24 protein-coding genes and 1 tRNA gene are annotated in these 21,557 nt (G+C 62.9%); 8 read left to right on the forward strand and 17 right to left on the reverse strand.

Annotation, left to right across the window (positions count from 1 at the left end):
* The first annotated feature begins 30 nt into the window (after positions 1-30).
* The 7 genes from SFA35_RS19210 (at position 31) to SFA35_RS19240 (ending at position 6,968) form a co-directional block, all read left to right on the forward strand.
* Positions 31-106: transfer RNA gene (locus tag SFA35_RS19210), tRNA-Asn, on the forward strand.
* Positions 107-486: 380 nt separating this feature from the next.
* Positions 487-1,068 carry a fimbrial protein gene (locus tag SFA35_RS19215; protein ID WP_320572105.1) on the forward strand — a complete coding sequence of 194 codons (582 nt, stop codon included), beginning with the start codon at positions 487-489 and terminating at the stop codon, positions 1,066-1,068.
* 70 nt (positions 1,069-1,138) lie between these two features.
* The gene (locus SFA35_RS19220; RefSeq protein WP_320572106.1) at positions 1,139-1,708 is read left to right on the forward strand and encodes a fimbrial protein; all 570 of its coding nucleotides are present in this window, start codon (positions 1,139-1,141) and stop codon (positions 1,706-1,708) included.
* Between the two features lie 76 nt (positions 1,709-1,784).
* A complete protein-coding gene (locus SFA35_RS19225; protein WP_320572107.1) occupies positions 1,785-2,549 on the forward strand; it encodes a molecular chaperone in 765 nt (254 codons plus the stop codon).
* Between the two features lie 63 nt (positions 2,550-2,612).
* On the forward strand, positions 2,613-5,153 hold the full coding sequence (locus SFA35_RS19230) for a fimbria/pilus outer membrane usher protein (protein WP_320572108.1): 2,541 nt from the start codon (positions 2,613-2,615) through the stop codon (positions 5,151-5,153).
* 64 nt (positions 5,154-5,217) lie between these two features.
* The gene (locus tag SFA35_RS19235) at positions 5,218-6,183 is read left to right on the forward strand and encodes a hypothetical protein (RefSeq protein ID WP_320572109.1); all 966 of its coding nucleotides are present in this window, start codon (positions 5,218-5,220) and stop codon (positions 6,181-6,183) included.
* Between the two features lie 5 nt (positions 6,184-6,188).
* On the forward strand, positions 6,189-6,968 hold the full coding sequence (locus tag SFA35_RS19240; RefSeq protein WP_320572110.1) for a molecular chaperone: 780 nt from the start codon (positions 6,189-6,191) through the stop codon (positions 6,966-6,968).
* Here SFA35_RS19240 and SFA35_RS19245 read toward each other — a convergent pair.
* From SFA35_RS19245 to SFA35_RS19260, 4 genes are all read right to left on the reverse strand, one after another.
* Complete coding sequence (locus tag SFA35_RS19245) at positions 6,932-7,501, reverse strand: DUF1285 domain-containing protein (protein ID WP_320572111.1); 570 nt, start codon at positions 7,499-7,501, stop codon at positions 6,932-6,934. The genes SFA35_RS19240 and SFA35_RS19245 overlap by 37 nt on opposite strands.
* Before the next feature lie 20 nt (positions 7,502-7,521).
* A complete protein-coding gene (locus tag SFA35_RS19250) occupies positions 7,522-8,139 on the reverse strand; it encodes a DUF4823 domain-containing protein (protein WP_320572112.1) in 618 nt (205 codons plus the stop codon).
* A 75-nt stretch (positions 8,140-8,214) separates the two neighbouring features.
* A complete protein-coding gene (locus SFA35_RS19255; protein WP_320572113.1) occupies positions 8,215-9,183 on the reverse strand; it encodes a GTP 3',8-cyclase MoaA in 969 nt (322 codons plus the stop codon).
* A 120-nt stretch (positions 9,184-9,303) separates the two neighbouring features.
* Positions 9,304-9,939: a TetR/AcrR family transcriptional regulator gene (locus SFA35_RS19260; protein ID WP_320572114.1), complete on the reverse strand. Its 636-nt coding sequence runs from the start codon at positions 9,937-9,939 to the stop codon at positions 9,304-9,306.
* A 78-nt stretch (positions 9,940-10,017) separates the two neighbouring features.
* Between SFA35_RS19260 and SFA35_RS19265 the strand changes: the two genes are divergently transcribed.
* Positions 10,018-11,166 carry an aminotransferase class V-fold PLP-dependent enzyme gene (locus SFA35_RS19265; protein ID WP_320572115.1) on the forward strand — a complete coding sequence of 383 codons (1,149 nt, stop codon included), beginning with the start codon at positions 10,018-10,020 and terminating at the stop codon, positions 11,164-11,166.
* A 218-nt stretch (positions 11,167-11,384) separates the two neighbouring features.
* On the opposite strand, the gene SFA35_RS19270 is transcribed toward SFA35_RS19265, so the two are convergent.
* The 13 genes from SFA35_RS19270 to SFA35_RS19330 form a co-directional block, all read right to left on the reverse strand.
* Positions 11,385-12,170, reverse strand: coding sequence for a TatD family hydrolase (locus SFA35_RS19270; protein WP_320572116.1), 786 nt, complete (start codon positions 12,168-12,170; stop codon positions 11,385-11,387).
* A gap of 9 nt (positions 12,171-12,179) precedes the next feature.
* Positions 12,180-12,545: a PilZ domain-containing protein gene (locus tag SFA35_RS19275; protein ID WP_320572117.1), complete on the reverse strand. Its 366-nt coding sequence runs from the start codon at positions 12,543-12,545 to the stop codon at positions 12,180-12,182.
* Between the two features lie 52 nt (positions 12,546-12,597).
* The gene (locus SFA35_RS19280) at positions 12,598-13,581 is read right to left on the reverse strand and encodes a DNA polymerase III subunit delta' (RefSeq protein ID WP_320572118.1); all 984 of its coding nucleotides are present in this window, start codon (positions 13,579-13,581) and stop codon (positions 12,598-12,600) included.
* The gene (gene tmk, locus SFA35_RS19285; protein ID WP_320572119.1) at positions 13,574-14,209 is read right to left on the reverse strand and encodes a dTMP kinase; all 636 of its coding nucleotides are present in this window, start codon (positions 14,207-14,209) and stop codon (positions 13,574-13,576) included. The genes SFA35_RS19280 and tmk overlap by 8 nt, the downstream gene beginning before the upstream one ends.
* 9 nt (positions 14,210-14,218) lie before the next feature.
* Positions 14,219-15,334 carry an endolytic transglycosylase MltG gene (gene mltG / locus SFA35_RS19290; protein WP_320572120.1) on the reverse strand — a complete coding sequence of 372 codons (1,116 nt, stop codon included), beginning with the start codon at positions 15,332-15,334 and terminating at the stop codon, positions 14,219-14,221.
* Between the two features lie 2 nt (positions 15,335-15,336).
* Positions 15,337-16,152, reverse strand: a complete 816-nt coding sequence (pabC, locus tag SFA35_RS19295; RefSeq protein WP_320572121.1) for an aminodeoxychorismate lyase — start codon at positions 16,150-16,152, stop codon at positions 15,337-15,339.
* Complete coding sequence (gene fabF / locus SFA35_RS19300; protein ID WP_320572122.1) at positions 16,152-17,396, reverse strand: beta-ketoacyl-ACP synthase II; 1,245 nt, start codon at positions 17,394-17,396, stop codon at positions 16,152-16,154. Before fabF ends, pabC begins: the two co-directional genes overlap by 1 nt.
* Positions 17,397-17,507: 111 nt before the next feature.
* Positions 17,508-17,744 (reverse strand): acyl carrier protein, encoded by a 237-nt coding sequence (gene acpP, locus SFA35_RS19305; RefSeq protein WP_004371293.1) that lies wholly within the window; start codon positions 17,742-17,744, stop codon positions 17,508-17,510.
* 195 nt (positions 17,745-17,939) lie between these two features.
* On the reverse strand, positions 17,940-18,680 hold the full coding sequence (gene fabG / locus SFA35_RS19310) for a 3-oxoacyl-ACP reductase FabG (RefSeq protein WP_320572123.1): 741 nt from the start codon (positions 18,678-18,680) through the stop codon (positions 17,940-17,942).
* 31 nt (positions 18,681-18,711) lie between these two features.
* Positions 18,712-19,650: an ACP S-malonyltransferase gene (fabD, locus tag SFA35_RS19315; protein ID WP_320572124.1), complete on the reverse strand. Its 939-nt coding sequence runs from the start codon at positions 19,648-19,650 to the stop codon at positions 18,712-18,714.
* A gap of 113 nt (positions 19,651-19,763) precedes the next feature.
* Positions 19,764-20,774, reverse strand: coding sequence for a phosphate acyltransferase PlsX (plsX, locus tag SFA35_RS19320; RefSeq protein WP_414058423.1), 1,011 nt, complete (start codon positions 20,772-20,774; stop codon positions 19,764-19,766).
* Between the two features lie 4 nt (positions 20,775-20,778).
* A complete protein-coding gene (rpmF, locus tag SFA35_RS19325; RefSeq protein WP_003179396.1) occupies positions 20,779-20,961 on the reverse strand; it encodes a 50S ribosomal protein L32 in 183 nt (60 codons plus the stop codon).
* Between the two features lie 13 nt (positions 20,962-20,974).
* Positions 20,975-21,502, reverse strand: a complete 528-nt coding sequence (locus SFA35_RS19330) for a YceD family protein (protein WP_320572125.1) — start codon at positions 21,500-21,502, stop codon at positions 20,975-20,977.
* Positions 21,503-21,557: the final 55 nt, after the last annotated feature.

Genomic DNA, 21,557 nt, shown 5'->3' on the forward strand with positions numbered 1-21,557 from the left:
CCTTAGCTATCAGTAACATACGCGCCAGATTCCGCGATAGCTCAGTCGGTAGAGCAAATGACTGTTAATCATTGGGTCCCAGGTTCGAGTCCTGGTCGCGGAGCCAATATTTCCCCAAAGCCCCTCTTTTAGAGGGGCTTTGTCGTTTCTGCGTCCCGCGAATCTATTCCCCCCCTGCGCAGCAAAAGGCTACGCGAGCAAGTGTCCTTTCCGACAATCGGGACCGATGCGTCCTGCGTTCGGGGCAAGCCGGCCGCGCCGCCTTTCAGAGGGGCGTTATGGTCGTGCGCGATAAGCAATTGTCGTGATCGTGGCTCAAACCTCATACGGTAATTTCTCCTACAAATCAAAACGCATTTTCTGAGTGATCCAGCCTGGGTTTCCTACAGAAACTGACTCCCGCGCCCAACTCCACAATCCTTCGGCAACTCTTAAAGTATCTTCGCTTCAACTCGAAGCGATCACTACTTCCGAGAGACACTTGCGATGAAAAAAACACTGTTGTTCACTCCGCTGGCCATGTTGCTTGGCGCCAGCCTGGCTCATGCCAACTCCGGCAACATGGCCTTCGAAGGCAGGATCAATGCGGCCACCTGCATTGTCACCCCCGGGGCCGGCGCTGGCGGTGGTGCCGGCAATATCGCGGTCGACCTGGGCACTGTGGCACTGACGGATGTCGGCAGCGGCTCCACCATCGGTAGTGGCTCCAGCTCGTTCAGCCTGAACGTCAATTGTGCCGACGGGGTGGCAGGGCTGGATACCGTGCACATGTCCTTCGATCCGCGCTCCGGCTCCGGCATGGACCCCGACGCCCCAGCGTTGCTGCAGATCGCCAACGCCGGCGCGGCTGAGTCGGCAGTCGGCGTCGGCATCGGCCTCTTCGATGCCACCGATACCCTTCTGGCGCTCAACGCCAACGGCGTAATCACCGCACCGCTGACAGTGGATGGCGCTGGTGCAGGCACCGCAACCATGCAAGTCAAAGCCGGTTACATGTTCAACACCGTGGCGAGTCCTCGAGGCGGCGCGGCCGACGGCGTACTCCCTTTCACCCTGAAATACGAGTGATCCCTACTGCGTTTTCAGGCGCTCGGCACACCGGGCATTGATGTTCTGTCATTTATCTACCGAGATCTTCATGAAAAAAATCCTTTTGCTGACCACTCTGGCAGTCGCCCTTGGCAGCCACGGCCTGGCCCAGGCCAACACTGGCACGATCAATTTCACCGGCAATATCACCACCTCTACCTGTGAAGTTCGCCCAGGTGCCGGTACCGGGGGCAGTTTGGACAACATTCTCGTGCCTATGGGCGAAGTGTCTTTCCATGACCTGGGCTCTGTGACCGAACCGGTGGGTGGCGCCGTGGCCATCAACCTCGAACTGACGTGCGATGGTATCGACGACGTGACCGACGTGCGGATGTCCTTCGACCCACGCAGCGGCTCGGGCCTGGATACCGATCCACGCTTGCTGAGCGTCACCACGGGTGCCGGCGCTGCGGCTGGGGTTGCCGTCGCAATCGTCGATGACAGCAACAACATCGTCAACCTCGGGGCCGGTGAAGGCATCGAGGCCAAGCTGATCATCGGCGCCGGCGGCACCGCCACCGCCGACCTGAGCATGCGCGCAGCCTACGTGCTCAACGGCACCGCCCCGGTGCCAGGCGACGCCAACGCCCATATGCCGTTCACCCTCAGCTACTTCTAGACCCCACTGCATTCGTGGTGCGCTGCGCGCGCCACGAATGTTCATAGATGACCTTTTTTCTGGAGAGGAGTTGGGAATGCTTCGCAAGACCCGCAACATCGTTGCCTTGGCCGCTGCCTTCGCATTGGCGGAATCTGCCCATGCCGCAATGACGTTGAACACCACCCGTGTGATCTTCGACACGCGCTTCAAGGAAGCCAGCCTTGAAGCCTTCAATCGCAGTGGCCAGCCTATCCTGCTGCAATCCTGGCTGGAATCGGATACCGACGCCCAGGCGCCAGTGCCGTTCGCGGTCAGCCCGCCGTTGGCGAAAATGCCCGGAGAAAGCCGGCAGAAACTTCGAGTGCTATACCAGGGCTCGGGAGTACCTGGCGACCGTGAATCGGTGTTCTGGCTCAACGTCCAGGAAATACCGCAAAGCAGCCAACAGCAGAATGTGTTGCAGCTGGCGATACGTCAACGCATCAAGGTCTTCTACCGACCGCCAGGCCTGCAGGGTACGGCCAACGAAGCGCCTGCGCAGGTCGCCTGGCAGCTGGTGTCCACGCCAGCCGGCACCGTGGTCCGCGCGCACAACCCTTCGGCTTATCACGTCAACCTGGCCCAGCTGAAGCTGGCAGCCAGCGGTTATGCCGGCGAGATGACCGAGAGCCTGATGATACGACCCGGCGAAACCCGGGACATCGCCATCAACGTTCCGGCTCCGCGCACCCAGGTGCGCCTGGACGTGCGCACGATCAACGATTTCGGTGCCAGCGTGGCCCACTCGGGCCAGGTCAATTTTACCGGGACGAGCCATGTCGCGGCCGGCAACGCCAGCACCGACAACTCCAACCCGTGATTCTCAACCCATCTCTACCGTGTGCCAGGAGGGCTGACGGTTGCCTGCCGCGAGTCGATCTGCATGAGCAATAACCTCCCATTCATCGCTTCCTCCACAGCCGTTCTGCCGTTGGGAACTCTCTGCCTGGCCTTGGCGCCGGCCAGCGCGACCCTGGCCTATGCCCAGACGCTGCCCGAAGTCACCGAGGAGCGGCGAGCCAGCGCCCCTGTGGGTTTCAATACGCGCTTTCTTTTTGGCAATGGCCAGGACGTGGACCTGCAGGCCTTTCTGGAGGGCAGCCAGGTCGCGGCGGGTGTGTATCGCGTCGACGTCACGGTGAATCGCGAGTCCATTGGCCGCCACGACGTGCGTTTTGCGCCCGCCCCTGGCAGCGATGAGGTGCAGGCGTGCCTGCTCCCGGAATTGCTCGAGCTGAGCGCCATCGATCTGGTCGCGCTTGAACGCCGAGGACTGATCGACCTCAGTGCAACCGACACCTGCATCCGCTTGCCCGAGGTCATCGCATTCAGCACGGTGGACTACAACCCCAATGCGCTGACCCTGAAGATCAGCGTGCCGCAAGCCTCCATCACCCGCCGCAATCGGGGTTATATCGATCCCTCGCTCTGGGACAGCGGCGTCACTGCCGGTTTCATCAACTACGGCCTGAGTGTGCGTCACGGCCGCAACCAGGGGCAAAAATCCGAAGCTGCAACACTGACCACCTTCAATGGTTTCAACATTGGGCCCTGGCGGCTGCGCAACCAGTCCACTTTGCACACCGCGACCCACACCGCTTCGGACTTCTCAAGCAACCGCACCTATGCCGAACGCGACATAACGCCTTGGAAAAGCCAGCTGGCTGTAGGCGACACCTATGACACCACGCAAATCTTTGACAGCATTCGCTTTCGAGGGGTATCGCTGCGCTCCGACGACGCCATGCTGCCCGACAGCCAGCGCGGATACGCGCCGGTCATCCGCGGCACAGCGGAAACCAACGCCACGGTAGAGGTCCGGCAGAACAATTTTCTGCTCCTGAGCACCAACGTATCGCCCGGGCCCTTCGAGCTGACCGAGATCTTCCCCAGTGGCTCGAACGGTGACCTGGAGATCACCATCGTCGAGGCTGACGGTCGGCGCCGGCAGTTCACCCAGAGCTTCTCGGTATTGCCGCGGATGGTCCGCGAAGGCATGCTCAAGCACACCCTGGCGGCGGGCAAGGTCGCCAGCAACAACACCGACCAGGCCGAACCTGGCTTCGTGTCTGGCACCCTGACCTACGGCCTGCTGGCCGACACCACGGTCTATGGCGGGCTGCAGTGGGCCGACGCCTACAAGGCGCACAACATCGGGTTGACCTTCAACACCCCCATCGGGGCGATCTCTTCCGACGTCACCCGCTCGCAAAGCGAGGTACAGGGCAGGCAAAAAGTGGGGGCCAGCTCGCGCCTGCTGTATGCGCGAACCTTGCACAGCACCAACACCTCGCTGGTGCTGTCGAGCTACCGTTACTCCACCGAAAATTATCGGTCGTTGAACGAGCACGTCAACGACGTCAGTTTTCCTCACCGTGCGACAGGAGTTGGCCGGGCCCGCTCACGTTTTGATGCCACCGTGAACCAATCCCTGGGCAGAGCGCAGGGCTCGCTGTACCTGACCAACATTCAACAGCGCTATTGGAACCTGCCTGGCGGATCACAAAGCCTGCAGGCAGGCTATTCGAACAACTGGAAGGACCTGACCTATAACCTTTCTGTCAGCCGCGACAAGAACCCTCAAGGCATGAACGGCGAAGGCGATACTCGTTTCATGCTGTCCCTGAGCCTGCCGCTGCACGGCTATGGTCGAAATACCCGCCTGACCTCGACAACCAACACCCGTAGCAACGGCGACTACCAAACCAACGACGGCCTCTCCGGCTCGGCCCCCTACGCCGACACCACCTACTCGCTGACGGCGGGGCACGACCGTCACGGGGGCAGCTCGGGTTCGGCTTCCGGCCACAGCCGTACTGATGCCGCGGCCTTCAATGCCGGCCTCTCCGTAGGGCGCGATTACGAAAACTACAACGCAGGCATCAGTGGCTCGATCGTGGCCCACGCTGGCGGCATCAATCTTGGTCACACGGTAGGCGAAACCTTCGCCCTGATCGAAGCCGCCGGCGTGCCGAATGCCCCGATCTCCGGCTATGAATCGGTGACGACCGGTCAAAACGGCTTCGCCATTGTTCCCCATGTGACCGCGTACCGCTCCAACTGGATCGGCCTGGACACTCGAGATCTCGGCCCCGATGTGGAAATCGAAACTTCGAGCCAGCAGGTCATCCCCCGACGCGGTTCGGTGACCCAAGCGTCCTTCACCACCAAGCAAGGGCGCCGGGTGCAATTCAGCCTGCAGGATGCGCAGGGACGGCCGCTGCCGTTTGGCGCCGTTGTTGTAAATGATGCTTACGAGACACTGGCCGTAGTCGACCCCATGGGTCGCGCATTGATGCTTGTCGATAGTGACAAAGGACACCTGAAAGTGAAGCGGGGGAATGAGGAATGTGATCTGACGTTCAACCTTCCGCCCAAATCCGCAGAAGCGTTCTACGAAGAAATAACTGTTGTCTGCCAATGACTTTGTTTCACTTGCGGCCCGCTTGCTCTGTTGGCGCGGCGCTCAACCACTCAAGGGTTTCAAGATGAGCATCACCAAGTCCTCCATGACGCTTTCGGCAGTGCTGGGTCTGCTGGCCGCAATGGCCAGCCCTGATGCCCAGGCTATCCCCATTGGCGTCTGCGACATTGTCCGCACGAATGCCCAATCGTATTTTCTGCCTTCTTACGGGATGTACAGTCACTTGGGTTGGACTCGCCTGGATTTCCGGCTGACCTGCCCAAGCAGTATCCCCTTTCTTGATACGGCCAAGATATTGCCCCAGGCGCATTGGGCGCATTATCCTGGATACTGCGTCGGCAGTCCGTACGGGTATGGTTTTCGCATGCGCTATGACGTCGACTGTCGGCACGCCACTTCCCCTGAGATTCCTGGCTCTCAGGGGTGGTTTGCAGGTGGTGTCCGCAACTTCAGTGTGCACTTCGATTGGTACGACGCTGCCGGCCCTGGACCGGGGCGACACACCCCGCAACCGGGCGTCAGCCCATACACCATTGGCATTCAATACTGGCTGGCCGGGCGCTATCATCACCAGTACGCAAGCGCCATGGGCGGCTGGGGTGAACAGACCATCAGCAGTTGCTCGCTGACCAGCCGCAATGTGCCGGTCGACTTCGGTCGCTCGGCGGCACCCGGAGACGAACGCCCCTTCTCCATCATCTACGGTAGCTGCACGGATCAAGCCGACGCCGAGCGCTACAACGACGCCATCTCCCTGCGCTTCACCTCGGCGCAGATCAATCCCGATGGCTCACTGAACAACAGCAACTGCGGCGATTGCGCAAGCGGTGTGCGCATCGCCATCCAGGACAGCAACGGCACCCCTATCCCTCTCACTGCGAACTACAAACTCAACACCAACCCAGGTCGACTGATTGACGCCGGGGGCGTTCGCTATGAATTTCTGGCGCAGCTGCAAGACAAGCCGGGGGAAAGCAAAAAAGCCGGCCGAATAGACACCCAATTGGTGTTTGAAACCATTATGGAATAATGCACATGCGCACATTTACCTTGGCCCTGGTGGCTGCGCTGCTGCTGCCGCTGGCCTCGCCGGCCAACGCTGCCATTACCCTGGCCTCAAGCCGCCTGGTCTTCGAACACGGCTTGAAGGAGCAGACCCTGATCGTCATTCACGAGGGCAGCGAACCTGTTCTGCTGCAAGCCTGGCTGGACGGCGGCACCACGGCCGAGGGCCTGGTGCAGGTCCCCTTTGCCGTCACGCCGGCTTTGGTCAAGATGCCTATGCAGCATCAACAAACCCTGCGGGTGTTTTACCAGGGCAACGGCCTGGCCGAAGATCGTGAGTCGGTGGTGTGGCTGAACGTCCAGGAGGCTCCTCTGGCCCGAGAAGACAGCAATGAGCTGCAGATCGCCATGCGCCAGCGGATCAAGGTGTTCTACCGACCCAAGGGGCTGGACGGTGATCCTTTCGCGGCCACGGCAGCCTTGCAGTGGACCCTGAGTGAAGATGGCCGTCGCCTGCATCTGCACAATCCGAGTAACTACCACGTTTCCATGTTGCGGCTGGCGGTGGAGGCGGCAGAACCCGAGGAGATCGTCGATCGGTTGATGATCGGCCCGCAGCAGGAGCACAGCTTCGAGTTGGCCGGCGTGCTGGGCAAAGGCGCAGCCGTGACGCTACGCAGCATCAACGATTTCGGCGGCCAGGATGATTATCGAGTCACCCTGAACACAGGATTGGCCGCGCAGGCGGAAAAGGTCACGAGTGCGCCGGTTGCTCAAAAAGCGGCGGCACAGGCGCCTATGGAAAAGTAGCGGCCCTGGCTCCAGACGCCAAGCGCCTGCTCATCCGGGTGCTGCGCTGCCAACGCCAGCTCGACCAATTGATAGAACACATTGCGGTGAATCAGCGCATCGAGGTTGCCGCGCACATTCAGATACGGCCTGGGCTCCTCGGTGACCGGGTCGAACTCGAACCGCAGTGGATGCTCGGGCCCCGCCTCGACTACCTCGTCGACTTGAGTAGTAAAGCGCAACACCTGCTGCTCCCCCTCCCCTTCAACCTCCAGGGTCACCGCCACGAACGGCGCATCGTCCACCTTGATACCCACCTTCTCCACGGGCGTCACCAGGAAATAATCCTCGCCGTCACGGCGGATGATGGAAGAGAACAGCTTGACCATCGGCTTGCGCCCTATCGGCGTGCCCAGGTAGTACCAGGTGCCGTCGCGGGCAATGCGCATGTCGATATCGCCGCAGAACGGCGGGTTCCACAGATGCACCGGCGCTGGCCCCTTGCTTGCGGGGATCTGCCCTAGCAGGTCATGGGGCTTGGCGGTGTCACTCATGGGCGCGTCCTTGAAGAACTTTAATTGAAGTCGGGGCGGTCACTGCTGCCCAATAGCTGACGAGCGTATTCCCTGAGGGGGGGGCCAAGCAAATCGGCCGGTTTGTGATCGTGCATCGTCAGCAATCCGCCGCGCATGCGGATGGTCGCGGTGTCGATCAGGTAGCGGGTGCTGGTCTCGATGACCATCACCTGGATCACCCCAGTGTCGACGCCCAGGCGGTCGACCGCTTCCTGGTCGGCCCATTCGTCATAGTTGCCGATACGGTCATCGGCGCGTGCGAAACGGCAGTACAGCAGGTAATGCGCGCCGGCTGAACGCGCTTCGCCCAAGGCGGCGTCCAGGCCCAGCGGGCCACGGGCGCGGCGGACCATGGGGAAGTATTCGACGAAGCTGTTGAAGGCCTCTTCGGCCACCACATTGGGCCGCGGGTAGGCGTTGCCCGGCGGGCCGAAGGCGCCCTGGCCGATGTAGATGTAGGAATCGGCCTGCAGGCGGAAGTTGTTCGAGCGCTGGGTCTTGGCATGGTCGAGCACGCCGGCATCGCTCATTTCGTCATGGACCACCTGGCCCATGTCGCTGACACTCATGCACCCACCCAGCGACAGCAGCGCCAACAACAGAACCAGGTTACGCATCATTCCTCCAGGGGCCGGTGACGGAAAACCGGCGAATACCTGGGCTTTGCAGAATCTGCGCCATGTCGGCGCTTCCTAGCCGCCGATCACCTTCATGACCGTCGCCCCCCCGGAAAAGGCCAGCTCCTGCTTGTCGGCCAAGGCCTGCACCAACAGCCGTTGCAGCGCCGGCAACGCTTGATGGCGCGGTTTGTCGAACAGGTCGCCAACCTGATGACGATTGCTCGACGACAGGCAGCCATGCAGCCAGCCGGTGGACGACAGCCGTAGCCGCGAACAAGTCCGGCAGAACGGCACGCTTTCATTGGCAATCACACCAAAAAAACCTTTGCCGGGGATTTCATAGCGCAGCGCAGTCGCGTCCAGCGGCGCTTCGGCCTGCTGAAATGGATGGCGCTGGCCAATCAGCTCGAGCAGCTGCTCGAGGCTGGCGAACTGCTGGTTGAAGGCCTTGCCGTCGCGGGCCAGGTGGCCCATGCGCATCAACTCGATGAAGCGCAGTTCGAAGCCGCGCGCCAGGCAGTAGTCCAGTAGTGGCAGGACCTGATCGAGGTTCTGCCCGCGCAGCGGCACCATGTTGATCTTGATGCGCAGGCCAGCGGCGGCCGCTTGTTCGATGCCTGCGAGCACCGTGGCCAGATCGCCGCCGCGGGCGATCGCGCGAAATGCCGTGGCGTCGAGGGTGTCCAGCGAGACGTTGATCCGCCGAATGCCGGCGGCCAGCAACACCGGGAGCTTGCGCGCCAGCAATTGGCCGTTGGTGGTCAGGCTGATGTCCTGCAACCCGAGAGGAGCCACGGCTTCGAGCAGGGCGTCGAGCTTGGGGCTGATCAGCGGCTCGCCACCGGTGATACGCAGACGCTCGATGCCCGCTGCCTCGATCAGATAGGCCACGCCGCGGCCCAGCGCTTCGGCCGACAGCTCATGCTGGGCGGCGACCAGGCGCTTGCCGTCGGGCACGCAGTAGGTGCACGCATAGTTGCAGGCGGAAGTAAGGCTTACGCGAAGGTTGCGCAAGCGCCGGCCTTGGCGGTCGACGATCATGGGAGCTCCAGCGGGAAAAGATCGGGCTGGCGTAAGTTGACCAAAAAGTCAGGAATTTGCAACTGGTTTGAGATCAAGTGCAGCAGAGAAAGGGGGCCAAGCCCCCGTGCCCTCGATTTTCTAGGCTGCCGGATCCGGCTCGCGCTTGCGCTTGTTGCCCATACGCACGCCAATGTCCATCAGGAACTGGAAGAAGCCTTCCTGATCTTCCAGCACATTGCTCCAGAACGGCGAGTGGTACAGCGCCACGGCGCCATGCACCAGTGCCCAGGAGGCGCAGTAGTGGAAATACGGCGGTACGTCTTCGAGCTTGCCTTCCTCGATGCGGCCCTTGATCAGCGAGGTCAGGCGTTCGAAGTTGGACGCGCGGATCTTGTGCAGTTCCACGACCATCTCCGGCACCTGGTTGCCCTTGACCACTTTCTCTTCCAGGCGGTCGAACAGGCGGTAGCGTTGCGGATCGCGCATGCGAAACTCGAAGTAGGCCCGCGACAGCGCTTCCTTGTCCCGATCGATGTCGGAGGAATGCAGGAGTTCGTTCAAATCGCGCTCGTAGTCGAGCATCAGGCGCAGGTAGATTTCCGCCTTGGATTTGAAGTGCTTGTAGATGGTGCCTTTGCCGATGCCGACGGCATCGGCGATCATCTCGACGGTGACGCTGTCTTCGCCCTGCTCCAGAAACAGCTTGAGCGCGGTGTCGAGAATCTCTTGCTCACGGCGACGAAACTCACGGACCTTACGAGGTTCTTTTTGCATATGAATTGTAATGACTGGGTCAAAATCGAAGCCCGGTATTATGCCTAACTTGCGCCAAAATGCACGGATCATCCGACCATGACCCCAGTTCTCGATAAAATCCTGGCCCAGGAGTTTCCCCAGACCCCAGGCCTGTGCTACCTCAATCACGCCGCCGTGGCTCCTTGGCCGCAACGCTCCGCCGAGGCGGTCAGGCGCTTCGCCGAAGAAAACGTCAGCCGCGGCGCGCGCGACTATCCGCAGTGGATGGTGGTGGAGCAACGCTTGCGCGAGCGCTTGATGCGTCTGCTCAATGCGCCCTCCACCGACGACATCGCACTGGTAAAGAACACTTCCGAGGCGCTGTCGTTCGTCGCCTTCGGTCTGGACTGGGCCGAAGGCGATCAAATCATCATCAGCGACGAAGAATTCCCCTCCAACCGGGTGGTCTGGGAAGCCCTGGGCAGTCAGGGAGTGGAGGTGATCAAGGTCAACCTGCAGGGAGACGACCCCGAGGCCGCCTTGTTGGCCGCTTGCACCCCGCGCACCCGCCTGCTGTCGATCAGCGCCGTGCAATTTGCCAGCGGCCTGCGCCTGGATCTGGCCCGCCTGGGTCGCGGCTGCCGCGAGCGCGAGGTGCTGTTCTGCATCGACGCCATCCAGCAACTGGGCGCGCGGCCGTTCGACGTGCAGGCCTACGACTGCGACTTCGCCATGGCCGACGGTCACAAGTGGCTGCTGGGGCCCGAGGGCCTCGGGGTGTTCTATTGCCGCGCCGCCCTTCGCCCGCAGCTCAAGCTCAATGAATACGGCTGGCATATGGTCGAGCACGTCGGTGACTACAGCCGCAGCGACTGGCAACCGGCCGCCAGCGCCCGGCGGTTCGAATGCGGCAGCCCCAATGTGCTGGGCTGCATGGCATTGGAAGCCAGCCTGGCCTTGCTGGAAGAGGTGGGCCTGGAACAGGTCGGCCAATTGATCGAGCAGCGCATTGGGTGGCTTCGCGAAGGCCTGGTGCAGATTCCCGGGGTGCGCCTGCACAGCCCGGCCGACCCCGAGCGACGCGCGGGGATTCTCTCGTTCAGCATCGCCGGCCAGGACAGCCGCGAGGTCTGGCAGACCTTGATGGCTCGCCAGGTAGTGTGCATTCCGCGCGGCCCTGGCGTGCGCTTTTCACCGCATTTCTATACCACTCGGGCGGTTATCGACGAAACACTGCGAATCGTCCGCGAGGTAGCGCAGCAATGAGTGCTCAGCAGCGTCCCACGTATTCCAAATCTGTTTAAAAAACGCTCAATGACGGGTGGAATAGTGCCAGCGCTGACCAATACTTGAACTGTCGGCACGTCATACCCCCCAAATGATGTGGCCGATAAGGGTGTCGACGGACCGCGCACCTTTGTATTACTCCTAATGGTCTTAACCCGGATTCACCCCCCAGAACCCGGGTTTTTTTTGCCCGTGATTCAGGCTGCGACGCTGGCCAACGGGAACAGGCGGCGGAAGTTGGCGGTGGTCTGCTCGGCAAAGCGCTCGTACGGCTCGCCGCGCAGCATGGCCAGATAGTCGGCGACGTCGCGGACGTATTCCGGCAGGTTGGGTTTGCCCCGATGTGGAATCGGCGCCAGGTACGGCGAGTCGGTCTCGACCAGCAGGCGGTCGGCCGGTACCTGGCGCGCAACATCGCGCAAGGCATCGGCGTTGCGGAAAGTGACAATGCCCGACAGCGAGATGTAGAAGCCCAGGTCCAGCGCCGCCCGGGCCATCTCCCAGTCTTCGGTGAAGCAATGCAGCACACCGCCTTGCGGCAACTGCGCCTCGCGCAGCAGCTCCAGGGTGTCGGCACGGGCGCCGCGGGTGTGCACGATCACCGGCTTGCCGGTTAGCTGCGCGGCCTGCAGGTGCAGGCGGAACGACGCCTGTTGGATCTCGGCAGATTCTGGCTCGTAGTGATAGTCCAGCCCGGTCTCGCCAATGGCCACGACCTTGGGATGATCGAGTTCCTCCAGTAGCCAATCCAGCGCTGGCAGCGGGCCAGGGCTGACATCCAGCGGATGGATGCCCACCGAGCAATCGACGTCGGCATAGCGGCTAGCCACCTCGCGCACCGTGGCGGCATTGTCAGCGCTGACGCCGATGCACAGGAAATGACCGACGCCTCGGGCGCGCGCTGCCGCCAGGGCAGCGTCCAGCGAACCGTCGTGCTGGGCCAGGTCCAGGCGGTCGAGATGGCAATGGGAATCTACAAGCATGGTCGGATTTTACATCGTGTGAGTAGGACGATCGGCCTTGAGGGCGCCCGCCAGGTAGGTTTCGATCTTGTTGCGCGCGGTGTTGTCACCGTCGTTGAACTGCACGCCGACCCCCGCCGCGCGGTTGCCCTGGGCGCCTTTTGGGGTGATCCAGGCGACCTTGCCGGCCACCGGAATCTTCTCCGGCTCGTCCATGAGGTTGAGCAGCATGAACAGTTCATCGCCCAACTTGTAGCTCTTGTTGGTCGGAATGAACAGGCCGCCGTTCTTGATGAACGGCATGTAGGCGGCGTATAGCACGGCCTTGTCCTTGATGGTCAGGGACAGGATGCCGTTGCGTGGCCCGGGACCCGGTGGGGTGGCTGGCTGATTCATTGCTATTCCTTGACTACAGCGCGCACGGTCGTGGTTGCACAGGATGCGCCTTTCAGGCATGGCCGGGCAAGGCGGCCCATGACACCAATAAAGCTTCGAGCAGCAAGACCCGGTTAAGGTTCGCCTTGCCGAGGACTTTCTGCCGCTGGCCAAGTATCCAGTCCTGGATGCTCAGCACCTTGGCCTGGGCGCTTTTCTGCGCCAGATACTGCAACACCTTGTGCATGTCGCTCAAGCCCAATGCGCCGCAATCCTGCGTCATTTGGTAGCGCAGGATCAGGTTCGACCAGTCGCAGAACCAGTCGAACAGCAAGAGCAACGGGATGGCGTTCCAGGCCTCGGCCAGCTGCGTCGGCGTCTGTTGTTGCTTGAGCAGCTTCTTGACGCCCTCCACCACCAGCGCGCGCTGCTCCAGCACCCCCTGGGCATTGAGCTTGACGGCGGTCAGCGGCGAGCCCGCCGCCAGGGCCAGCAGCTCCTGACGCTGCTCGGGCGAGCTCTCGGGCAAGGCGTCGGCCAACCACTGCACGCTCATCGCCGCACCCGGCAATGGGCAGGCCTGCTGCACACAGCGGCTTTTCACGGTGGGCAGCAAGCGGCTCGGCTGGTGGCTGACCAGCAGCAGCACAGTGTTGCCGGAGGGTTCTTCGAGGCTCTTGAGCAGGGCGTTGGCTGCGTTGAGGTTCATCGCCTCCACCGGCTCGATCAGCACCACCTTGCGCCCGCCCATCTGCGCGGTCTGCACCACGAAGCTGACCAGGTCGCGAACCTGGTCGACCTTGATCGCCTTGTCGGCCTCCTCGGGCTCGAGGATGTAGTTGTCCGGATGGCTGCCGGCGGCCAGCAGCAGGCAGGATTTGCACTGGCCGCAGGCCTGCGTACCCGGCCGCTGGCACAGCAGCAGAGCCATCAGCCGTTCGGCCAGCGCGCGCTTGCCGATGCCTTGCGGACCGTGCAGCAGGTACGCATGGGCATGCTGGGTACGCCCGGCCAATTGCTGCCAGAGGCCATCCTGCCAGGGGTAGGCTTCAGCCACGGGCGTTCATCTCCAGCACCTGCGGCAGCAAGGCGTCAAGGCTGCGCTGGACCTGCTCGAGGCTTTGCGCGGCATCGACCAGGCGATAGCGCTGGGGCTCGGCGGCAGCGCGTTGCAGGTAGGTGTTGCGCACCGCGTCGAAGAAGGCCCGGCCCTCCTGCTCGAAGCGGTCGAGGCGACCACGGGCAGTGGCGCGCGCCAGGCCGATTTCCACCGGCAGGTCGAACACCAGGGTCAGGTCTGGGCGCAGCGTACCCTGCACGAAGTCTTCCAGTGCCCCGATGCGTGGCAGCGACAAGCCCCGGCCGCCGCCCTGATAGGCGTAGGTGGCGTCGGTGAAGCGATCGCAGAGCACCACCGCGCCCCGCGCTAGGGCCGGTCGGATGACCTGGGCCAGGTGCTGCGCGCGCGCAGCGAACACCAGCAGCAGCTCGGTATCGGCATGCATGGGTTCATCGCTGGGGGTCAGCAGCAGCTCGCGGATACGCTCGGCCAGCGGCGTACCGCCGGGTTCGCGGGTCAGTACCACATCGAGGCCGGCGCGCCGCAGGTGTTCGGCGAGGTATTCACGGTTGGTGGTCTTGCCTGCGCCTTCCGGCCCTTCGAGAGTAATAAACAAGCCGCTCACTGGCAGTCCTTATGGTTTGTCTGGTGTGGAAGGCGGCACAGCGGCCGGGGCGTCCGGCTCGGGCTGCGGCGCCGCAGGCGGCAAGGAGGCCGCCGGGGCCGGGCTGGAACGGTAGTCGGCGCGGCGCTTGAGCTGGAACTCGCGCACGGCGTTGTTGTGCGCGTTGAGATCGTCGGAGAAGACGTGGCTGCCATCGCCGCGGGCGACGAAATACAGGCTGCTGCCGGCCACCGGGTTGAGCGCGGCATGGATCGCCTCGCGCCCGACCATGGCGATCGGCGTCGGCGGCAGGCCGGCGACCACGTAGGTGTTGTACGGCGAAGCGTCACGCAGATCGGCCCGGCTGATCTTGCCGGTGTAACGCTCGCCCATGCCGTAGATGACGGTGGGGTCGGTCTGCAGCAGCATGTTGCTCTGCAGACGGCGCACGAAGACCCCGGCGATTTCGCCGCGCTCTTCGGGCAGGCCGGTTTCCTTTTCCACCAGCGAGGCCATGATCAGGGCGTGATAGGCGTCTTCATAGGGCGCATCCGGCGAGCGCTGCGCCCATTCCTTGGCCAGCACGTCGGCGAGGCGGTTGTAGGCTTGCACCAGCAACTCCTCGTCAGTCATGCCGCGCACGTATTTGTAGGTATCGGGGAAGAAGCGCCCCTCGGGAAATTCACCGGCATGGCCAAGCTTGCTCATGACCTCGCTGTCGCTGAGCCCGGCCAGGGTCTGCTTGAGTTTCTCCTGCCTGGCCAGGGCGGCGCGCACCTGATGGAAGGTCCAGCCCTCGACCAGGGTCAGGTTGTACTGCACCACTTCGCCGCGCTGCCACTGGCCGAACAGGTCGGCCATGCTCATGCCCGGAGTGAGGCGGTACTCACCGGTATGCAGCGGTTGGCCATTGCGGTTGAAGCGCCAGTACACCCGCAACCAGAACGCATCGTCGATCAGGCCGTCTTCCTGCATGCGGTTGAACATGCCGATGGGCGTCGAACCGCTGGGCACGTCGAGCAATTGCTCGGCATCGACCCGCAGCGGCTGGGCCACCGAAGCGTGCAGTTTCCAAGCCGCGAAGCCGGCGAACAGGCAGGCCAGCAGGACCACGAGCCCCAGCAGCTGGAAGATTCTACGTCTCAATTTCAGGCATCCAATAGCGTACGAGCGAAAGCCTGCAGTTTACGGGTCACCGGGCCGGGCGACCAGCGAAGGTCTGTAAAACTCTGTACCGGCCAAACGCCGTAGACGCTGTTGCAGAGGAAAACCTCGGTGGCCCGGCGCAGATCCGCCGGCCACAGTTCGCCGACCACGGTCGTGATGCCCAGGGCGGGTGCCTGGGCCAGCAAGGCGCCGCGCATCACTCCGGCCACGCCACAGCGCGACAGGTCGGCCGTGCGCAGCACCCCGTCATTTACCAGGAACAGATTGCTGTACACGCCCTCGATCAGGCGTCCGCCGGTGTCCAGCATCAACCCTTCGGCAAAGGCCGGGTCGCGCCATTCGGCGCGGGCCAGTACCTGCTCCAGGCGATTGAGGTGCTTGAGCCCTGCCAGCAGCGGTTGCTCGGCCAGGCGGGTCTGACAGGGAAACAGGCGCACGCCCTGCTCGGCATGCCCTGGCGGGTATACCGGCAAAGCGCTGGCCTGAAGAATGCGCCGTGGCGGGCTGGCCGGGTCGGTCGCGTAACCGCGCGGACTGTCGCCGCGCAGGAGCATCAGCTTGAGCACGCCCTCGCCCATCAGTTCGGCGTAGCGCTGCACCTCATCGGCCAGCAGCGCCATGTCCTGCTCAAGGGCCAGGCGCTGGCAGCCACCCTGCAAGCGTTGCAGGTGGCGGTGCAGCAACAATGCCCGGCCGCCGCGCACGGCGAGGGTCTCGAACAGACCGTCGCCGTAGGCCAGGCCGCGATTGCGCAGCCCGACCGCCTCGGCAGGCTGGCCGTCGAGCCAGCTGTCCATCAGTCGTTGAACCGACGGAACACCAGGGAGCCGTTGGTCCCGCCAAACCCAAAGGAGTTGGACAGCACCACGTCGATCGGCATGCTGCGCGCCACGTGGGGGACGAAGTCGAGGTCGCAGCCTTCGTCCGGCTCGTCGAGGTTGATGGTCGGCGGCGCCATCTGGCTGTTGATGGCCAGCACGCTGAAAATCGCCTCCACCGCGCCCGCCGCGCCCAGCAGGTGGCCGGTCATGGACTTGGTGGAACTGACCGCCAGCTTGTAGGCGTGCTCGCCAAACACCGTCTTGATCGCCGACACCTCTGCCATGTCGCCCGCCGAGGTGGAGGTGCCATGGGCGTTGATGTACTGCACCTGGTCCGGCTCGATGGCTGCGTCGCGCAACGCATTGGCCATGCAGCGCGCGGCGCCGGCGCCGTCTTCGGGGGGCGAGGTCATGTGGTAGGCGTCGCCGCTGGTGCCGAAGCCGATCAGCTCGGCGTAGATGGTCGCCCCGCGGGCCCTGGCGTGTTCGAGTTCTTCGAGCACCAAGGCACCGGCACCATCGGACAGCACGAAACCGTCGCGGCCCTTGTCCCACGGACGGCTGGCACGGGTCGGCTCGTCGTTGCGCGTGGACAGTGCCCGCGCCGCGCCGAAACCACCCATGCCCAGCCCGCAGGCGGCCATTTCGGCGCCGCCGGCGATCATCACGTCGGCTTCCCCGTAGGCGATGTTGCGCGCGGCCATGCCGATGCAGTGGGTGCCGGTGGTGCAGGCCGTGGCGATCGCGTAGTTGGGGCCCTGGACGCCCAGGTGGATCGACAGGAACCCGGAAATCATGTTGATGATGGAGCCAGGAACGAAGAATGGCGAAATCTTGCGCGGGCCGTCATCGTGCAAGGTGCGGCTGGTTTCCTCGATATTGGTCAAGCCGCCAATACCCGAGCCCATGGCCACGCCGATGCGCTCACGGTTGGCGTCGGTGACTTCCAGGCCGGCGTTGCGCACGGCCTGAAACCCGGCAGCCAGACCGTACTGAATGAACAGGTCGAGCCTGCGGGCCTCTTTGACCGACAGGTACTCTTCGACGTTGAAGCCCTTGACCGAGCCGCCAAACCGGGTGGAATAGGCCGACAGATCGGTGTGTTCGATCGGACCAATGCCGCTGCGGCCAGCCAGAATGCCCTGCCACGTGCTCGGCACATCGGTGCCCAGTGGCGACAGCATACCCATACCAGTGACCACGACGCGTCTACGCGACACAGCACTCTCCTTAATTCTATGGAAGACGCTTCGCTGCTCGTTAAAGAAAAAACCGCACGCCAGCAATGGCAGTGCGGTTTTTCCATGACAAGAAGCGACGATTACAAAGTGTTACGCCTGGTGGCTGGTAACGTAATCGATGGCGGCTTGAACAGTCGTGATCTTCTCGGCTTCTTCGTCAGGGATCTCGGTCTCGAATTCCTCTTCCAGAGCCATCACCAGCTCAACGGTGTCAAGGGAATCGGCACCCAGATCTTCTACGAAGGAAGCGCTGTTGGTCACTTCTTCTTCTTTCACGCCCAGTTGCTCGGCAACGATTTTCTTGACGCGTTCTTCGATGGTGCTCATACCTTGTTTTCACTCCTAATGGACATAGTCAGGCAGATGGATGGTGTGCAAGTTTATAGAAAGGCCCCCGGTTTTCAAGCCGAAAGCGCGTTCCATGTGTGACGCCTGCCATCTACCCCGAATTCGGATGCAGCTTTATAACGGATTTTTGCGCCGCTGGCGTGACATTTTTTCAATCCAGCGGTCACTTCCGCCTTACATATACATGCCACCGTTCACTGGGATTGTAGCCCCTGTAACGTAGCCTGCACCTTCCGACGCGAGGAAAGCGACCACTTGCGCGATCTCCTCGGCCTGGCCCAGGCGCCCCAACGGGATCTGGGTCAGCAATGCCTCACGCTGCGCTTGCGGCAGTTCGCGAGTCATGTCGGTGTCGATGAAGCCTGGCGTTACCGAGTTCACGGTGACGCCACGCACGCCGACTTCACGGGCCAATGCACGGCTGAAACCTTCCAGACCGGCCTTGGCTGCCGCATAGTTTACTTGACCACCGTTGCCCATGGCACCCACCACCGAGCCGATGCTGATGATTCGCCCCCAACGGGCCTTGGTCATGCCGCGCAGCACGCCCTTGGACAGGCGGAAAAGGCTGTTCAGGTTGGTGTCGATGACGTCGTTCCACTCATCGTCTTTCATGCGCATCATCAGGTTATCGCGGGTGATGCCGGCATTGTTGACCAGGATCGCCGGCGCGCCGAACTGTTCCTGAATCGCCGCCAGGGCAGCGCTCACCGACGCTTCGTCACACACGTTCAGTGCCAGGCCCGTGCCGGTCACGCCGTGCTCTTTGAGGGTGGCCGCGATGCGCTCGGCACCCGCAGCGGAGGTCGCGGTACCGATCACGGTCGCGCCCAGACGGCCCAGTTCCAGGGCGATCGCCTGGCCGATGCCACGGCTGGCGCCGGTGACCAGTGCTACTTTGCCTTGCAGACTCATGCAAGCTCTCCTTGGATTTGATGCCTTGAATTCAAGCCTGGGCCGCCAGCGCAGCGGCGATGGCCTCAGGGGTATTGATGTTGGCGGTGCTGACGCCTTCGGCGCAGCGCTTGTTGAGCCCGGCCAGGACGGTACCCGGGCCGCACTCGACCAGACGCGTGGCGCCTTGGGCGGCCAGGCACTGAATGGTCTCGACCCAGCGCACCGGCATGTACAGCTGCGCCAGCAGGTCGCGCTTGAGGGTCTCGAGGTCGCGCACCACCTGGGCGCTGACGTTCTGCACCAGCGGGATCTGCGGCGCCTGCCAGGCGATGGCCTGCACCGACTCGGCGAAGCGTTCGGCAGCAGGCTTCATCAGCGCGCAGTGCGACGGCACGCTGACCGGCAGGGGCAGTGCCCGCTTGGCGCCACGGGCCTTGCAGGCCTCGATGGCGCGCTCGACTGCGGCCTTGCTGCCGGCGATGACCACCTGTCCGGGGGAGTTGAAATTCACCGCGCTGACGACCTCGCCGTTGGCAGCCTCGGCACAGGCGGCGATCACATCGGCGTCCTCCAGACCGAGAATGGCGGCCATGCCGCCCTGACCGGCCGGAACGGCTTCCTGCATCAGCTGCCCGCGACGCTCCACCAGTTTGACCGCGTCAGCCAGGTTGAGGCTGCCAGCGGCCACCAACGCGCTGTATTCGCCCAGGCTATGGCCGGCCACGAAAGCTGGCGCGGCGCCGCCTTCGGCCAGCCACAGGCGCCACAGCGCCACGGAGGCGGTGAGAATCGCCGGCTGGGTCTTGTCGGTCTGATTGAGCGACTCGGCCGGACCTTCCTGGGTCAGCGCCCAGAGGTCGTAGCCCAATGCATCCGAGGCCTGCTGGAAGGTGTCGAGGACCAGCGGCTTTTGCGCGCCGAGGTCGGCAAGCATGCGCAACGACTGGGAACCTTGCCCCGGAAACACGAACGCGAGGGATGCAGACATAAAAATCAGCCCTTATTGATCTTGTCGAAAATCACCGACGGCCTGCGCCGCCGGCGAAGAAAACTGACGATTGGATGGCCAAGGCGACCCAGTGGTCACATTTAAGCACAGCTTCAGGGTGCCACCGCCGGCAGCACCTGGGCCAGCCGGCCCGGGATATTCTCGCGAATCTCGATGCAGGCGCGGTCGATGGCGCTTTGCAGGCCCTCGAGACCAGCGCCGCCGTGACTCTTGATGACAATGCCCTGCAGACCGAGAAAGCTGGCGCCATTGTAGCGCGCCGGCGCCAGTTCGTTGCGCAGGCGACGCAACAGCGGCAGCGCCAATGCGCCGATGGCCCGGGCCATCAGCCCCCTGCTGAACAGTGCCTCGATCCGCTCGCCGATCATGCCGGCCAGGCCCTCGCTGCTCTTGAGCAGGACATTGCCGACAAACCCGTCGCACACCACCACGTCCGCTTCGCCTCGGTACAGGCCATCGCCTTCAACGAAGCCTACGTAGTGCAACGCGCTGCTGGCCTGCAACAGGCCGGCCGCCAGCTTGACCTGCTGATTGCCCTTGATGTCCTCGGTGCCGATATTCAGCAGGGCCACCCGCGGGCGCTCGATACCCTGCGCCTGGGCAACCACCGAACCCATGAGGGCAAATTGCAGCAATTGCTCGGCGCTGCAGTCGACATTGGCGCCCAGGTCGAGCAATTGGCAGTGACCGCTACGGGTGGGAATCGCCGCGACCATCGCCGGCCGGTCGATGCCGGGCAGAGTGTCGAGCACATGGCGCGACAGCGCCATCAAGGCGCCGGTATTACCGGCACTGACCACGGCCTGCACTTTGTCATCACGCAGCAGCTGCAGCGCCACGCGCATCGACGAGTCGGGTTTGCCGCGCAGCGCCAGCGAAGGCTTGTCATCCATGCCGACGACTTCGCTGGCCGCAGCGATCTGCAGGCGCGAGCGAGCCTCGCCCGGGCAACCGGCGACAAGTTCAGCAAGGAGTTGAGGGTGACCGACGAGGGTCAGGTGCAGCGAGGGGTTGGCAATGAGGCGCGCAAGACAGGCCTCGACAATGAGACGGGGACCGAAGTCCCCGCCCATTGCGTCGATCGCGATGATCTGAGCGGACAAGAAATTACTCGTCAGCGCCCTTGTCGATCACTTTACGACCACGGTATACGCCTTCTGGCGATACGTGGTGGCGCAGGTGAACTTCACCGGTGGTCTTTTCCACGGACAGGGTGCTAGCCTCGAGAGCGTCGTGCGAACGGCGCATGTCGCGGGCAGAGCGGGATTTTTTGTTCTGCTGAACAGCCATAATTGATTAACTCCTAAACGTTTGGGTCACGCTTTAACTGCGCCAAAACACTGAACGGGTTGGACCGCGTTACCTCGTCCTCGCTCGGTTCGGGCTCATCTGCTCCCGCCGGCTGCTGGCATTCTTCCGGATGATGAGCAGGCACAATGGGCAAGGCGAGCAACAGCTCCTCCTCGATCAAAGCCTGCAGATCCAAAGGATCTTCGCCCAGTTCCAGCACGTCATAACCTTTCGGTAACGACTGGGTATTCGCACCCTCCTTCACCACCGCGTAACTGCATTCGCTGTGGATCGGCAGGGTGACCAGCTCAAGACAACGCTGACAAACCATTTTGACTTCGACGTCCAGCGAGCTGTGGATAACCACGGCTTTTCGTTCGTCTCGTTCGAAAACGAATTTGGCCTGCACCGTCCCGACGTCGTCGGAAAGCGGGTCGCAGAGTCTCTCCAAATCGGCCAAGGGCAGCGAACCTTCGAGGGTTACGCCACGATCTGCCAATTTGCGCGGGTCAACGTGAGGTGGAATCGGGTCATTCAACATAGGCGCAGCATTCTAGGGATGCCCCCTTCGCCTGTCAAAGGAAATTCGGGCCTGT

Source organism: Pseudomonas sp. HR96, from assembly GCF_034059295.1.
GTDB lineage: Bacteria > Pseudomonadota > Gammaproteobacteria > Pseudomonadales > Pseudomonadaceae > Aquipseudomonas.

Coding starts and splice junctions, on each gene's coding strand:
- SFA35_RS19270 (WP_320572116.1), bottom strand. CDS start 12,170: ATGCTTGTAGATTCCCATTGCCATCTCGACCGCCTGGACCTGGCCCAG.
- SFA35_RS19275 (WP_320572117.1), bottom strand. CDS start 12,545: ATGAATCAGCCAGCCACCCCACCGGGTCCCGGGCCACGCAACGGCATC.
- fabG (WP_320572123.1), bottom strand. CDS start 18,680: ATGAGTCTGCAAGGCAAAGTAGCACTGGTCACCGGCGCCAGCCGTGGC.
- SFA35_RS19250 (WP_320572112.1), bottom strand. CDS start 8,139: ATGCGTAACCTGGTTCTGTTGTTGGCGCTGCTGTCGCTGGGTGGGTGC.
- acpP (WP_004371293.1), bottom strand. CDS start 17,744: ATGAGCACCATCGAAGAACGCGTCAAGAAAATCGTTGCCGAGCAACTG.
- SFA35_RS19215 (WP_320572105.1), top strand. CDS start 487: ATGAAAAAAACACTGTTGTTCACTCCGCTGGCCATGTTGCTTGGCGCC.
- pabC (WP_320572121.1), bottom strand. CDS start 16,152: ATGGACAGCTGGCTCGACGGCCAGCCTGCCGAGGCGGTCGGGCTGCGC.
- SFA35_RS19255 (WP_320572113.1), bottom strand. CDS start 9,183: ATGATCGTCGACCGCCAAGGCCGGCGCTTGCGCAACCTTCGCGTAAGC.
- SFA35_RS19220 (WP_320572106.1), top strand. CDS start 1,139: ATGAAAAAAATCCTTTTGCTGACCACTCTGGCAGTCGCCCTTGGCAGC.
- SFA35_RS19265 (WP_320572115.1), top strand. CDS start 10,018: ATGACCCCAGTTCTCGATAAAATCCTGGCCCAGGAGTTTCCCCAGACC.
- fabD (WP_320572124.1), bottom strand. CDS start 19,650: ATGTCTGCATCCCTCGCGTTCGTGTTTCCGGGGCAAGGTTCCCAGTCG.
- SFA35_RS19245 (WP_320572111.1), bottom strand. CDS start 7,501: ATGAGTGACACCGCCAAGCCCCATGACCTGCTAGGGCAGATCCCCGCA.
- SFA35_RS19260 (WP_320572114.1), bottom strand. CDS start 9,939: ATGCAAAAAGAACCTCGTAAGGTCCGTGAGTTTCGTCGCCGTGAGCAA.
- SFA35_RS19330 (WP_320572125.1), bottom strand. CDS start 21,502: ATGTTGAATGACCCGATTCCACCTCACGTTGACCCGCGCAAATTGGCA.
- rpmF (WP_003179396.1), bottom strand. CDS start 20,961: ATGGCTGTTCAGCAGAACAAAAAATCCCGCTCTGCCCGCGACATGCGC.
- SFA35_RS19240 (WP_320572110.1), top strand. CDS start 6,189: ATGCGCACATTTACCTTGGCCCTGGTGGCTGCGCTGCTGCTGCCGCTG.
- SFA35_RS19230 (WP_320572108.1), top strand. CDS start 2,613: ATGAGCAATAACCTCCCATTCATCGCTTCCTCCACAGCCGTTCTGCCG.
- SFA35_RS19225 (WP_320572107.1), top strand. CDS start 1,785: ATGCTTCGCAAGACCCGCAACATCGTTGCCTTGGCCGCTGCCTTCGCA.
- SFA35_RS19235 (WP_320572109.1), top strand. CDS start 5,218: ATGAGCATCACCAAGTCCTCCATGACGCTTTCGGCAGTGCTGGGTCTG.